Origin of the sequence: Janthinobacterium sp. UMAB-56, from assembly GCF_900095265.1 — a bacterium.
GTDB lineage: Bacteria > Pseudomonadota > Gammaproteobacteria > Burkholderiales > Burkholderiaceae_D > Janthinobacterium.
On the sequence record NZ_LT607651.1, the window covers coordinates 446,428 to 459,662 of the forward strand.

General features: G+C 58.8%; 14 protein-coding genes and 1 tRNA gene. All 15 read right to left on the reverse strand.

All coding sequences use genetic code 11. From position 1 onward, the window contains the following. Window positions 1-24: 24 nt before the first annotated feature. Complete coding sequence (nuoL, locus tag K0F85_RS02065) at window positions 25-2,109, reverse strand: NADH-quinone oxidoreductase subunit L (RefSeq protein ID WP_219114328.1); 2,085 nt, start codon at window positions 2,107-2,109, stop codon at window positions 25-27. A gap of 46 nt (window positions 2,110-2,155) precedes the next feature. Next, window positions 2,156-2,464, reverse strand: a complete 309-nt coding sequence (gene nuoK / locus K0F85_RS02070) for an NADH-quinone oxidoreductase subunit NuoK (protein ID WP_010399724.1) — start codon at window positions 2,462-2,464, stop codon at window positions 2,156-2,158. Next, a complete protein-coding gene (locus K0F85_RS02075) occupies window positions 2,461-3,093 on the reverse strand; it encodes an NADH-quinone oxidoreductase subunit J (RefSeq protein WP_076567084.1) in 633 nt (210 codons plus the stop codon). Before K0F85_RS02075 ends, nuoK begins: the two co-directional genes overlap by 4 nt. Window positions 3,094-3,159: 66 nt before the next feature. Next, on the reverse strand, window positions 3,160-3,648 hold the full coding sequence (gene nuoI, locus K0F85_RS02080; RefSeq protein ID WP_010399726.1) for an NADH-quinone oxidoreductase subunit NuoI: 489 nt from the start codon (window positions 3,646-3,648) through the stop codon (window positions 3,160-3,162). A gap of 14 nt (window positions 3,649-3,662) precedes the next feature. Then, entirely contained in the window at window positions 3,663-4,745 is a 1,083-nt protein-coding gene (nuoH, locus tag K0F85_RS02085; RefSeq protein WP_070255609.1) for an NADH-quinone oxidoreductase subunit NuoH, read from the reverse strand. Beyond that, window positions 4,745-7,078 (reverse strand): NADH-quinone oxidoreductase subunit NuoG, encoded by a 2,334-nt coding sequence (gene nuoG / locus K0F85_RS02090; RefSeq protein WP_219114329.1) that lies wholly within the window; start codon window positions 7,076-7,078, stop codon window positions 4,745-4,747. The genes nuoH and nuoG overlap by 1 nt, the downstream gene beginning before the upstream one ends. A 22-nt stretch (window positions 7,079-7,100) precedes the next feature. Next, window positions 7,101-8,396 carry an NADH-quinone oxidoreductase subunit NuoF gene (gene nuoF / locus K0F85_RS02095; protein WP_141170144.1) on the reverse strand — a complete coding sequence of 432 codons (1,296 nt, stop codon included), beginning with the start codon at window positions 8,394-8,396 and terminating at the stop codon, window positions 7,101-7,103. Next, window positions 8,393-8,872, reverse strand: a complete 480-nt coding sequence (gene nuoE / locus K0F85_RS02100) for an NADH-quinone oxidoreductase subunit NuoE (RefSeq protein ID WP_035820520.1) — start codon at window positions 8,870-8,872, stop codon at window positions 8,393-8,395. Before nuoE ends, nuoF begins: the two co-directional genes overlap by 4 nt. Before the next feature lie 12 nt (window positions 8,873-8,884). Then, window positions 8,885-10,138, reverse strand: coding sequence for an NADH-quinone oxidoreductase subunit D (locus K0F85_RS02105; protein WP_034749992.1), 1,254 nt, complete (start codon window positions 10,136-10,138; stop codon window positions 8,885-8,887). After that, the gene (locus K0F85_RS02110; protein WP_219114330.1) at window positions 10,138-10,731 is read right to left on the reverse strand and encodes an NADH-quinone oxidoreductase subunit C; all 594 of its coding nucleotides are present in this window, start codon (window positions 10,729-10,731) and stop codon (window positions 10,138-10,140) included. Before K0F85_RS02110 ends, K0F85_RS02105 begins: the two co-directional genes overlap by 1 nt. A 17-nt stretch (window positions 10,732-10,748) precedes the next feature. After that, complete coding sequence (locus tag K0F85_RS02115; RefSeq protein WP_010399733.1) at window positions 10,749-11,225, reverse strand: NADH-quinone oxidoreductase subunit B family protein; 477 nt, start codon at window positions 11,223-11,225, stop codon at window positions 10,749-10,751. Window positions 11,226-11,228: 3 nt separating this feature from the next. Further along, window positions 11,229-11,588 (reverse strand): NADH-quinone oxidoreductase subunit A, encoded by a 360-nt coding sequence (locus K0F85_RS02120; protein WP_010399734.1) that lies wholly within the window; start codon window positions 11,586-11,588, stop codon window positions 11,229-11,231. Between the two features lie 177 nt (window positions 11,589-11,765). Further along, window positions 11,766-11,850 (reverse strand) — tRNA-Leu (locus tag K0F85_RS02125). Between the two features lie 191 nt (window positions 11,851-12,041). After that, window positions 12,042-12,443: a preprotein translocase subunit SecG gene (secG, locus tag K0F85_RS02130; RefSeq protein ID WP_219114331.1), complete on the reverse strand. Its 402-nt coding sequence runs from the start codon at window positions 12,441-12,443 to the stop codon at window positions 12,042-12,044. Window positions 12,444-12,471: 28 nt separating this feature from the next. After that, window positions 12,472-13,221 (reverse strand): triose-phosphate isomerase, encoded by a 750-nt coding sequence (gene tpiA / locus K0F85_RS02135; protein ID WP_219114332.1) that lies wholly within the window; start codon window positions 13,219-13,221, stop codon window positions 12,472-12,474. Window positions 13,222-13,235: the final 14 nt, after the last annotated feature.

Below are 13,235 nucleotides of genomic sequence, written 5' to 3' on the forward strand. Positions count from 1 at the left end.
TCAGTATTCTTTTATCAGGTCAGCTTACTTAGCGGGCCAGAATGGCAGGAAATAGATCAGGAAGCCCAGCACGCCCAGGATCATCACGAATGCATAGTGATAGATGTAGCCGGTCTGCAAGCCTCGCGACAGCGAGGACAGCCAGGCGACGACCTTGGCGCTGCCATTCACGACGAAACCGTCGATCAGCTTCTTGTCACCGAAGTTCCACAGGCCATTACCCAGCAAGCGGGCACCGCCGGCGAACACGACTTCATTGAACTTGTCCAGGTAGTACTTGTTGTCCAGCAGGGTGTGGATCGCGTGGAACTTGGCGAAGAACCAGGCCGGCACACGCGGGTTGACCATGTAGCAGTAGTAGGCTGCCACTACGCCGGACAATGCCAGCCAGAACGGTGCCGTCGACAGGCCGTGCAGCGCCATCGCCATTGCGCCGTGGAATTCATGCGACAACTCTTCCATTGCTGGATGGTTTTCGCCAACGAAGATCACGCCCTTGAAGAAATCGCCATGCAGCATAGGACCGATGGTCAGGTAGCCGATCAACAACGACGGGATGGCCAGCATCACCAGCGGGAACCACACGACGAATGGCGATTCATGTGGCTTCTGGCCAGGTTCCAGACCGTGGTGCGCGTGGTCGTCTTCCTCTTCTTCATCGTGCGCGTCCGAATCATGCTTGGCCGCCGGTGCGTGATGGTCGTCGTGGCCATGCGCATGCGCCTGACCGAAACGTTCCTTGCCATGGAAGACGAGGAAATACATGCGGAACGAGTAGAAGGCGGTGACGAACACGCCAGCCAGCACGGCGAACTGGGCAAAGCCAGCGCCCCAGATATGCGTCGCTTCGACGGCTTCGATGATGCTGTCTTTCGAGTAGAAACCGGAGAACAGTGGCGTGCCGATCAGGGCCAGCGAACCGACCAGTGAGGTGATCCAGGTGATCGGCATGTACTTGCGCAAGCCGCCCATGTTGCGGATATCCTGGTCATGGTGCATGCCGATGATGACGGAACCGGCGCCCAGGAACAGCAGTGCCTTGAAGAAGGCGTGCGTCATCAGGTGGAACACGGCCACGGAGTACGCGGACGAGCCCAGCGCGACGGTCATGTAGCCCAGTTGCGACAGGGTCGAGTAAGCGACGACGCGTTTGATGTCGTTCTGGATCATGCCCAAAAAGCCCATGAACAGCGCCGTGATGGAACCGATCACCAGGATGAAGGACAGTGCCGTGTCGGACAGTTCGAACAGCGGCGACATGCGCGACACCATGAAGATACCGGCCGTCACCATCGTCGCGGCGTGAATCAGTGCCGAGATCGGGGTAGGACCTTCCATCGAGTCAGGCAGCCACACGTGCAGCGGGAACTGCGCCGATTTGCCCATCGCGCCGATAAACAGGCAGATGCAGGCAACGGTCAGCAGGGCCCAGTCGGTACCAGGCAGGCTCAACAGCGCCAGTTCGTCTTTCTTGGCGAACACTTCCTGGTAGTTCATGGTGCCGGCGTAAGCCAGCAGCAGGCCGATGCCCAGGATGAAGCCGAAGTCGCCCACGCGGTTGACCAGGAAGGCCTTCATGTTGGCCACGATGGCCGTCGGACGCTGGTACCAGAAACCGATCAGCAGGTAAGAGACCAGGCCCACGGCTTCCCAACCGAAGAACAGTTGCAGGAAGTTGTTGGCCATGACCAGCATCAGCATCGAGAAGGTGAACAGCGAGATGTAGGCGAAGAAGCGGTTGTAGCCTTCGTCATCCTTCATGTAGCCGATCGTGTAGATGTGCACCATCAGGGAAACGAAGCTGACCACGCACATCATCATCGCCGACAGCGAATCGATCTGGAAGCCCACTTCCATCTTCAGGGTGCCGATCGTCATCCAGTTATAGATCGTGCCATTGAATGTCGCGCCATCCATCACTGCCAGCAGTGTCTGCACGGACAGGATGAATGCAATCAGTACGCCCAGGATCGTCGCGGTATGCGACGTCTTGCGTCCGACCAAATTACCCAGGAACTGGGTGCCAAGCAAGCCTGCAATCGCGGCACCGGCCAGCGGCGCCAGCGGTACGGCAAGAAGGAGGTTAGGGTTGAGGAGTTGCCCCGCCATGATGAACCTTAATCGTTATTATTCGAGAGATCGAGTCTGAAAAACATCAGCCTTTGAGGCTGTCCAGGTCTTCGACGTTGATGGTATCCAGATTACGGAACATCACCACCAGAATAGCCAGACCGATAGCCGACTCAGCGGCGGCAACCGTCAGGATGAAGAAAACGAAGATCTGACCGGCCGCGTCGCCCATGAAATGGGAGAACGCGATGAAATTCATATTCACCGCCAGCAGCATCAATTCGATTGCCATCAGCAATACGATGATGTTCTTGCGGTTCAGGAAAATACCGACGATCGAGATTGCGAACAGGATCGCGCCCAGGACCAGAAAATGTGTGAGCGATAATGTCATGGTGCCTCCTTAACTTCCGGCTCAGCCGCAGGACGCTCGACGACCGCGTCCATCTTGATGATCTTCAAGCGGTCGTTGCGCTTGACGCGCACGGCATCGCCCGGAGCAAAATGCTTGGTGTCCTTGCGTTTGCGCAGGGTCAGTGCAACCGCAGCAACGATGGCCACCAGCAGCACGACGGCGGCGATCTCGAAGGCGAACACATATTTCGTGTAGATCAGCAGGCCCAGTTCCTTGGTGCCGCCCAGGTTGACGTTCACCGGAGCGATGCTAGGCGCAAAGTTGCGGAAACCGTGCCACAGGACAGCGGCCATTTCCAGCACGATGATCACGCCCACCGTCACCGACAAAGGCAGGTAGCCCCAGAAGCCTTCGCGCATGCGGTCGATATTGATATCGAGCATCATGACCACGAAGAGGAACAGCACCATCACGGCGCCGACATACACCAATACCAGCACGATGGCCAGGAATTCAGCTTGCAGCAGCATCCAGATGCCCGCTGCGGAAAAGAAGGACAGCACCAGGAACAGTACTGCGTGGACCGGATTACGGGCCGTGATGACGCGTGTCGCCGCTATGATCAGAATCAGCGCGAAGGCGTAAAACAAAATTGTTTTAAAGTCCATAAAAAACCCAATAGACGTACAGATGAACGAGGGGCGCGCCGCAGCTTGAGGGCTGCGGCGCATCCATCAGCGATAAGGTGCGTCGGCGGCGCGCGCGGCGGCGATGTCATTTTCATAACGATCACCCACGGCCAGCAACATCTCTTTCGTGTAATACAAATCCCCGCGTTTCTCGCCGTGGTATTCCAGGATTTGCGTCTCGACGATCGAATCGACCGGGCAGGACTCTTCGCAGAAACCGCAGAAGATGCACTTGGTCAAGTCGATATCGTAACGCGTGGTGCGGCGCGAGCCGTCGTCACGCTGTTCCGATTCGATCGTGATGGCCATCGCCGGGCAAACCGCTTCGCACAGTTTGCAGGCGATGCAACGTTCCTCGCCGTTCGGGTAGCGGCGCAGCGCGTGCAAGCCACGGAAACGCGGCGAGATCGGTGTCTTCTCTTCCGGGAATTGCACCGTGATCTTGCGCGAAAACATGTACTTGCCTGTCAACGCCATGCCCTTGATCAGCTCGCCTAACAAGAGGCTGCTGAAGAAATCTTTTACCTTATCCATTCGTATGCACTCTCTTACTTCCAAATATTCCAGGATGTCTGCATCCAGGCAGCGACGAAGACCAGGTAGACCAGCGTCAACGGGATAAACACTTTCCAGCCGAGGCGCATGATCTGGTCATAACGGTAGCGTGGGAAAGTACCGCGCACCCAGATGAACACCGACACGATGAAGAAGGTCTTGGCGAACAGCCAGAAGAAGCCGCCGAAACCACCCCAGAACTCAAGGAAAGCAAATGGTGCGGACCAGCCACCGAGGAACATGATCGAAGCCAGGGCGCCGATCAGTATCATGTTGGCGTATTCGGCCAGCATGAACATGGCGTAGGCCATGCCCGAGTACTCGACCATGTGGCCGGCGACGATTTCCGACTCGCCTTCGACGACGTCGAACGGGTGACGGTTGGCTTCAGCCAGGCCCGACACCAGGTAGATGACGAACATCGGCAGCAGCGGCAACCAGTTCCACGACAGGAAGTTCACGCCCTTGTCGGCGAAGAAGCCGATTTGCTGGCCGCTGACGATGTCGATGAAGTTCAGGCTGCCAGAGACCATCAGCACGATGACCATCACGAAGCCCATCGGGATTTCATACGAAATCATCTGTGCCGAAGCGCGCATGGCACCCATGAACGAGTACTTCGAGTTCGAGGCCCAGCCGGCGATGATGATGCCGTAGACTTCCATCGAGGTAATCGCCAGCAGCATCAGCAAGCCCGCGTTGACGTTGGCCAGCACGGCTTGCGGGCCGAATGGCACGACCGACCAGGCGGCCAGGGCCGGCATGATGGTCATGATAGGACCGATCACGAACAGGCCTTTGGCAGCCTTGGACGGGATGATGATCTCTTTGAACAAGAGTTTCAGTGCATCGGCGATCGGTTGCAGCAAGCCCAGCGGGCCCACGCGGTTCGGGCCGACGCGGATCTGGATCCAGCCGATCAGCTTGCGCTCCCACAAGGTCAGGTAGGCAACCAGGCCCATCAGCGGCAACAGCACGCACAGGATCTTGATCAGGGTCCAGAAGAACGGCCAGGAGCCGCCCAGCAAATCCTGGCCGCTGCTGTTGATGACGTTTACAAATTCAGGCAGAGCCATCAGATTTTCCCCTCTGCTGTTTCAACTGTGATGTCACCGAACATGCCGCCCAGGCTAGCCGTCGAGGCATGCGCCGCCGACACTTTCACCACATTGGCTGGCAGGCCGGCATGGAGTGCCGCCACCAGGATGGCGCTGCCGGAGCCTTGCGCCACTTTGACCTTGTCGCCTGCCTTGATGCCCAGCTTGTCAGCCAGGGCCAGGGACAGGTGCGCTTGCGGCGCGGCACCATCGACCGTGCGTTGCAAAGGCTCGGAGCGGCGTACCAGCGCGTCGGCGAAGTAGATCGGCACGTCGGCGATGCGTTGCAGCGTTGGTGAAGCCGGTGCGTAGCTTGCCGCTTCCGGCGCGTTTTTCGCGATGTTGTTCAGCTGTGCCGACAGATCGGTCACGCCGGCACCAAACGCTTCGTCGCGGATCGCTTCGGAGGTGTCGTAGTCGAAACCGGCCAGGCCCAGGATGTTGCCCAGGACGCGCAGCACTTTCCAGGCTGGACGGGTTTCCGCCAGCGGTTTCACGGTGCCGTTGAAGCTTTGCGCACGGCCTTCGCAGTTGACGAAGGTGCCCGAGGTTTCAGCGAACGGGGCGATCGGCAGCAAGACGTCGGCGTAATCCATGCCGTGCTTGAAGGCCGACATGGCCACGACCATCTCGGCGCCATCCAGGGCGGCGCGGGCCGCTTGTGGGTTGGCGCTATCCAATTCCGGCTCGGCGTGCAGCAGCACGTAGGCTTTCTTCGGCACGGCAAAGGCAGCTTGCACCTTGGCGCGCGGCTTGGCGACCAGGTGTGCGCCTACCGTGTTGGCCGCTTCCGTCAGGTAACCGAGCTTGGCGCCCGTCTGTTCGGCGATCCATTGTGCGGCAGCGTGCAGTTGCGACGCTTGCGGGTGTTGCGTTGCCGCGTTACCCAGCAACACGGCACCGTGGTCGCCGGCCATCAGGCTGGCGGCAATTGCAACGGCCACGTCCGAAGCGGCAACCGCTTCGAAACCGTTTGGCGCAGCGATTTCTTTCGCTTTAGCAACAGCGACGACCACTTCCGACAAGGCCGCCAGCCAGTTACTCGGCGCGACGATCATCTTGTTGGCGATGGTGATCAGCTGATCATCGTCGGAAGCGTGCAGGATCGACAGCTTGGCGCCGCCCTTCACGGACGCGCGCAAACGCGTGGCCAGCAATGGATGATCCTTGCGCAGGAACGAACCGATGACGAAGGCGCGCTTGATCTGGCCAAATTCGTTGATCGGCATGCCCAGCCATGGCTTGACGCCGGCGTCCAGCGCGAAGTCGGTCTGACGCAGACGGAAGTCGACGTTCTCGCTGCCGAGACCGTGAGCCACTTTTTGCAGCAGCACCAGCTCTTCGACGGTCGAATGCGGCGTTGCCAGCGCGGCGATGGCGTCTGCGCCATGCTCGTGCTTGATATTTTTCAAACCGTGCGCCACGTATTCCAGCGCGGTCTGCCAATCGACTTCTTTCCACTCGTTGCCTTGTTTCAGCATCGGGGAAGTCAGGCGTTCGGCACTGTCCAGCGCTTCATACGAGAAACGGTCCTTGTCCGAGATCCAGCACTCGTTGACGGCTTCGTTTTCCAGTGGCAATACGCGCTTGACCTTGCCAGCTTTCACTTGCACGATCAGGTTCGCGCCCAGGCCATCATGCGGGCTGACCGATTTGCGGCGCGACAGTTCCCAGGTACGGGCACTGTAGCGGAACGGCTTCGAGGTCAGTGCGCCGACCGGGCACAGGTCGATCATGTTGCCCGACAGTTCGGAGTCGACCGTCTGGCCGACAAACGACACGATTTCCGAGTGTTCGCCACGGCCGATCATGCCCAGCTCCATCACGCCGGCCACTTCCTGGCCAAAGCGCACGCAGCGGGTGCACTGGATGCAGCGCGACATTTCCTGCATGGAGACCAGCGGACCGGCTTCCTTCGGCTGCACGACGCGCTTGTCTTCCTTGTAGCGCGATTCGCTCTTGCCGTAGCCCACGGCCAAGTCTTGCAACTGGCATTCGCCGCCCTGATCGCAGATAGGGCAATCGAGCGGGTGGTTAATGAGCAAGAATTCCATCACCGACTTTTGCGCCTGCACAGCTTTATCGCTGGCGGAGCGCACGATCATGCCGGCACTGACCGGGGTCGCACAAGCGGGCAAAGGCTTGGGCGCCTTTTCCACTTCGACCAGGCACATGCGGCAGTTCGCTGCGATCGACAATTTCTTGTGATAGCAGAAGTGCGGAATGTAGGTTCCCAATTTGTTGGCGGCGTCCATCACCATGCTACCAGCAGGGACTTCGACTTTTTTGCCGTCTATTTCGATTTCAACCATGGTGATCGTTACCTGACGCAGCTTAGATATATGCGGGCACTAAGCAATGCTTGTGCTCGATATGATATTCAAATTCTTCACGGAAATTCTTAATGAAGGCCCGTACCGGCATGGCAGCCGCATCGCCCAGCGCGCAAATGGTGCGGCCCTGGATGTTGTCGGCGATCGAGTTGAGCATGTCCAGGTCGTCTGGACGACCCTGCCCCTGCTCGATGCGGTGCACCATGCGGTACATCCAGCCTGTGCCTTCACGGCAAGGCGTACACTGGCCGCACGATTCTTCAAAGTAGAAGTAGGACAGGCGTTCCAGCGCCTTTACCATGCAGCGTGTTTCGTCCATCACGATGACGGCGCCCGAACCCAACATCGAACCGGCTTTCGCGATCGAGTCGTAGTCCAGGTCGGTCTGCATCATGATGTCGCCGCGGATCACCGGCGCGGACGAGCCGCCAGGGATCACGGCCTTGATCTTTTTGCCACCGCGCATGCCGCCTGCCAGTTCCAGCAGTTTGGCGAACGGGGTGCCGAGCGGCACTTCGTAGTTGCCCGGTTTTTCCACGTCGCCCGAGATCGAGAAGATCTTCGAACCGCCGTTGTTCGGCTTGCCCATCGCCAGGTATTTCTCTGGACCAATGTTCAGCACGAACGGTACGGCCGCGAAGGTTTCCGTGTTGTTGATCGTCGTCGGCTTGCCGTACAGGCCAAACGAGGCGGGGAAAGGCGGCTTGAAGCGCGGCTGGCCTTTCTTGCCTTCCAGGGACTCCAGCAGGGCCGTTTCTTCGCCGCAGATGTAGGCGCCATAACCATGGTGCGCATGCAACTGGAACGAGAACTCGCTACCCATGATCTTGTCGCCCAGGAAACCGGCGGCACGCGCCTCTTCCAGCGCTTCTTCGAAACGGGCGTACTCGGCCCAGATTTCGCCATGGATATAGTTGTAGCCGACGGTGATGCCCATCGCATAAGCGCCAATGGCCATGCCTTCGATCAGGGCATGGGGATTGTAACGAATGATGTCGCGGTCCTTGAATGTACCCGGTTCGCCTTCATCTGTATTGCAGACGAGGTATTTCTGGCCCGGGAACTGGCGCGGCATGAAGCTCCACTTCAAGCCGGTAGGAAAACCCGCGCCGCCACGGCCGCGCAAGGACGACGCCTTGAGGTCGGCGATGATCTGTTCCGGCGTGATTTTCTCTTCCAGGATACGCCGCAGGGCGCTATAGCCGCCGCGGTTCACATAATCTTGCAAATGCCAGTTCTTGCCATCCAGATCCTTCAGGATCAATGGATCGATATGGCGGTTGTGGAGTGACGTCATTTCTTGAGTTCCTCCAGCATGGCGTCGATTTTCTCGTTCGACATCCAGCTGCACATGGTTTTATTACTGACCAGCAAGACAGGCGCATCGCCGCAAGCACCCATGCACTCGCCTTCAACCAGGGTGAACTGGCCGTCTGCGGTGGTTTCGCGGAAATCGATACCCAGTTTCTGCTTCAGGTACTCTGCAGCGCGCACGCCGCCCGACAGGGCGCATGGCAGGTTGGTGCACACGGTGATCTTGTGCTTGCCCACGGGCTTGACGTTGTACATATTGTAGAACGTGGCCACTTCCTGCACGGCAATCGCCGGCATGCCGATGTAATCGGCCAGTTCCTTCATGGTTTCCGGCGCCAGCCAGCCCAGTTCATCCTGGGCATGGGCCAGCGCGGCCATGACGGCCGACTGACGCTGGTCGGCCGGGTACTTGGCCAGCTCGCGGTCAATTTTCTTATAGCATTGCTCTGATAACAACATACTTTTTGCCTCTTAGCGGTCAATACTGCCGAACACGATATCTTGCGTCCCGATGATGGTCACGGCGTCGGCAAGCATGTGCCCACGCGCCATCTCGTCGAGCGACTGCAAGTGAGCGTAGTCTGGCGCGCGCAGTTTCATGCGGTACGGCTTGTTGGCGCCATCGGACACCAGGTACACGCCGAACTCGCCCTTCGGATGCTCCACGGCGCTGTAGGCCTCGCCTGGCGGCACGTGGAAACCTTCCGTAAACAGCTTGAAGTGGTGAATCAGGGATTCCATGTTGGTCTTCATGTCGACGCGGCCCGGAGGCGCCACCTTGCGGTTGCTGGTCATGACAGGACCTTCATTGTTGCGCAGCCACTCCACGCATTGCTTGATGATGCGGTTCGACTGGCGCAACTCTTCCACGCGGACCAGGTAACGGTCGTAGCAATCGCCGTTGGTGCCGATAGGAATGTCGAAATCCATCAGGTCGTACACTTCGTACGGCTGTTTCTTGCGCAAGTCCCACTGCACGCCCGAGCCGCGCAGCATGGCACCCGTAAAGCCCATGGCCAGCGCATCTTCAGGAGAGACCACGCCGATGCCGACGGTGCGTTGCTTCCAGATTCGATTATCGGTCAGCAGCGTTTCGTACTCGTCCACGGAGTTCGGGAAGCGGCGCGCGAAGTCTTCGATGAAGTCCAGCAGGGAACCCTGGCGGTTTTCATTGAGCTTGCCGATCGCCTTGGCGTTGCGGATGATCGACGCCTTGTGCTGCGGCATCGCGTCCGGCAGGTCGCGGTACACGCCGCCCGGACGATAGTAAGCGGCGTGCATGCGCGCGCCCGAGACTGCCTCGTAGGCATCGAACAAGTCTTCGCGGTCGCGGAAGCAATACAGGAAGGGGCCCATGGCGCCAACGTCCAGCGCGTGGGTACCCAGCCACATCAGGTGATTCAGGATGCGCGTCATCTCGTCGAACATGACGCGGATGTATTGCGCGCGCAGCGGCACTTCCAGACCCAGCATCTTTTCGATGGCCATCACGTACGCATGTTCATTGCACATCATCGACACGTAGTCGAGACGGTCCATGTACGGCACGGATTGCAGATAGGTCTTTTGCTCGGCCAGCTTTTCGGTGGCGCGGTGCAACAGGCCGATGTGCGGGTCGGCGCGCTGAATGACTTCGCCATCCATCTCCAGCACCAGGCGCAGCACACCGTGCGCGGCCGGATGCTGTGGCCCAAAGTTCAGGGTGTAGTTCTTAATCTCAGCCATTATTTCATCCCGTAATGTTCTTCGCGGATCACGCGCGGCACGTTTTCCCGCGGCTCGATCGTCACGGGCTGGTAAATCACGCGCTTTTGTTCCGGATCGTAACGCATCTCGACATAGCCGGAGACGGGGAAATCCTTGCGGAACGGATGGCCGATGAAACCGTAGTCGGTCAGCAGGCGACGCAAGTCGTTGTGGCCTTCGAAGAGGATGCCCAGCAGGTCGAACGCTTCGCGCTCGTACCAGTTGACGGCACGCCAGATACTCACCACGGAAGGCAGCAGCGGCATGTCGTCGTCCGGCGCGAACACGCGCACGCGCACGCGCCAGTTGTGCTTGACCGACAGCAAGTGCGAGACGGCCGCAAAACGCAGGCCATCCCAGCTACCGTCGCCATAGGTCGAGTAGTCGACGCCGCACAGGTCGAGCAGTTGCTCGAAATGCAGGGTCGGATCGTCGCGCAAGGTCTGCATCACGGCCAGGTAGTCCTCGGCCTTGACGACCAGGGTGACTTCGCCCAGCGCAACGCTCGTGCTAACGCGATCGCCCAGGGCAGTGCCGAGGGCGTTTTGCAATACTTCTAAATGTGTTGTCATAATCTGAAGCGGCCCGGTTAGCGTGCGATCGTGCTGGTACGCTTGATCTTGTTCTGCAACTGCATGATGCCGTACAACAAGGCTTCAGCGGTCGGAGGACAGCCAGGCACATACACGTCGACGGGCACGATGCGGTCGCAACCGCGCACCACGGAATAGGAGTAATGGTAGTACCCGCCGCCATTGGCGCAGGAACCCATCGAGATGACCCAGCGTGGCTCTGCCATCTGGTCGTAGACCTTGCGCAGGGCCGGCGCCATCTTGTTGCACAGGGTGCCGGCAACGATCATGACGTCGGACTGACGCGGCGACGGACGAAACACGACGCCGAAACGGTCCATATCGTAGCGGGCTGCGCCCACATGCATCATTTCGACCGCACAGCAGGCCAGACCGAACGTCATCGGGAACATAGACCCGGTGCGCGCCCAGTTGATCAGCTTGTCGGCCGAGGTGGTGATGAAACCTTCGCTTAATACGCCTTCAATAGCCATGGCTTATTCCCAGTCAAGGGCACCTTTCTTCCAAATGTACCAAAATCCGACCACGAATTCAGCGATGAACACCATCATCGTGACGAAACCGGCCCAGCCCAGGTCGCGCATTGCAACGCCCCATGGGAAAAAGAATGCCGTTTCCAGATCGAACAAAATAAACAGGATTGCGACCAGATAGTAGCGCACATCAAACTTCATGCGCGCGTCTTCGAATGCTTCAAAGCCACATTCGTACGGGGAGAGTTTTGCTGCGTCAGGCTTGTTAGGGCCTAACAGGCGCCCCAGGAGCTGGGGAGCGATACCGACACCAAGGCCGATAATAATGAACAGCAGGACGGGGAAGTAATTTTCGAGGTTCACGATTGATAAGCTTATATTGAACGATCGGTTAAATGAGGACACTGCGATCATTTGCAGCGTATCTAACGCACGACCCCAATCAAAGCTAAGACCAGGATCGAACGACACATCCTCGTAAAAAAAGCCAGCAACTTTGTACGAGCCATGGCTCGTGCGCCGTTGCTGGCTTCTGATTTCTGGTGCCGACGACGAGACTCGAACTCGTACAGCTTTCGCCACTACCCCCTCAAGATAGCGTGTCTACCAATTTCACCACGTCGGCGGTAAGGCCCGTATTCTACTCTGCTTTGCCGCTAAAGTTAATGCACAAATGCATCAAAACACAGATAAAAACGATAAATTTTTACAGCTTACAGCGCGCCACGATTTTTTCCTGCCGCGCTGCTGAAACATTGAGCAATAATCTGCCCGTAATGAGAATTACTCTCGATGAGGTATCGAGATACGACAGAATTACTTTGGAATCGCGCCTGCCGGGGTGCTGGCAACCGCTGCCGCCGCTGCCGGAGCGCTGGCAGCCGGGGCTGCAGGCACCGTCGTCGGGATCGCGCCCGCGCCGGTGACCGGCACTGGCTTGACGACTTTATCCATCACGCCGCCACCCACCGTGGTGGCGCGCTGATTGGCCATCAGCGACAGGGCCAGGGTGGCGCCGAAGAAGATGGCGGCGGCAACGCCCGTCGATTTCGACATGAAGTTCGACGAACCCGTCGCACCGAACAGGCTGCCCGAGGCACCCGAACCAAAGGCGGCGCCCATATCGGCGCCCTTGCCGTGCTGCAGCAACACCAGCGCGATAATCGACAATGCCGAAATAACCTGTACTACCACTACCAGATTGAACATCATGTTCATTGCAATTCCATTCTCAGTTTAAATTAATTCAATCAGCGGCATGAATAATTGCCAGGAAATCCGCCGCCTTCAATGCTGCCCCACCGATCAGACCGCCATCGATATCCGGCATCGCCATCAATTCCCTGGCGTTCTCCGGCTTCATGCTGCCGCCGTACAGTATCTGCACGCCGGCCGCCGCTACCGCATTCTTTTCCGCCAATTGGTTGCGCAATATCTCATGCACGTACTGCGCCATTTCCGGCGTGGCCGTCATGCCCGTGCCGATGGCCCAGACCGGCTCATAGGCCAGCACCAGTTTCGCCACGTCGTCGGTGGAAATGGCCGCCAGCACGGCGCCCAGCTGCTGCGCCACCACCGCGTCGGTCTGGCCCGCCTCGCGCTGCGCCAGCGTCTCGCCGATGCAAACGATGGGCGTGATGCCTGCCGCCAGCGCGGCAACCGTCTTGGCCGCCACCTGCGCATCGCTCTCGCCATGGCCGGCGCGGCGCTCGGAATGTCCGATCACCACATGGCTGCAGCCAAAATCCTGCAACATGGCGGTCGAGATGTCGCCCGTGTAGGCGCCGCTGGCATGCGCGGACACATCCTGCGCACCCCAGCCGAGAGGCGAGCCTGCCAATTGCGCCTGGCACTGCGCCAGGTATGGCGCAGGCACACAGACGGCGCTGGCGGCGCCAGAGGCAGCCAGGCCAGCAACTATTTCAGACAATAACACCGCGTTCGAGGTGCGACTGCCGTTCATTTTCCAATTTCCGACGACGAGTTTGCGACGCATAGTAGCCTAAATTC

Bases quoted from the DNA above. Each gene is read 5' to 3' on its own strand.
- nuoL (WP_219114328.1), bottom strand. From the start codon at position 2,109: ATGGCGGGGCAACTCCTCAACCCTAACCTCCTTCTTGCCGTACCGCTG.
- nuoK (WP_010399724.1), bottom strand. From the start codon at position 2,464: ATGACATTATCGCTCACACATTTTCTGGTCCTGGGCGCGATCCTGTTC.
- K0F85_RS02075 (WP_076567084.1), bottom strand. From the start codon at position 3,093: ATGGACTTTAAAACAATTTTGTTTTACGCCTTCGCGCTGATTCTGATC.
- nuoI (WP_010399726.1), bottom strand. From the start codon at position 3,648: ATGGATAAGGTAAAAGATTTCTTCAGCAGCCTCTTGTTAGGCGAGCTG.
- nuoH (WP_070255609.1), bottom strand. From the start codon at position 4,745: ATGGCTCTGCCTGAATTTGTAAACGTCATCAACAGCAGCGGCCAGGAT.
- nuoG (WP_219114329.1), bottom strand. From the start codon at position 7,078: ATGGTTGAAATCGAAATAGACGGCAAAAAAGTCGAAGTCCCTGCTGGT.
- nuoF (WP_141170144.1), bottom strand. From the start codon at position 8,396: ATGACGTCACTCCACAACCGCCATATCGATCCATTGATCCTGAAGGAT.
- nuoE (WP_035820520.1), bottom strand. From the start codon at position 8,872: ATGTTGTTATCAGAGCAATGCTATAAGAAAATTGACCGCGAGCTGGCC.
- K0F85_RS02105 (WP_034749992.1), bottom strand. From the start codon at position 10,138: ATGGCTGAGATTAAGAACTACACCCTGAACTTTGGGCCACAGCATCCG.
- K0F85_RS02110 (WP_219114330.1), bottom strand. From the start codon at position 10,731: ATGACAACACATTTAGAAGTATTGCAAAACGCCCTCGGCACTGCCCTG.
- K0F85_RS02115 (WP_010399733.1), bottom strand. From the start codon at position 11,225: ATGGCTATTGAAGGCGTATTAAGCGAAGGTTTCATCACCACCTCGGCC.
- secG (WP_219114331.1), bottom strand. From the start codon at position 12,443: ATGAACATGATGTTCAATCTGGTAGTGGTAGTACAGGTTATTTCGGCA.
- tpiA (WP_219114332.1), bottom strand. From the start codon at position 13,221: ATGCGTCGCAAACTCGTCGTCGGAAATTGGAAAATGAACGGCAGTCGC.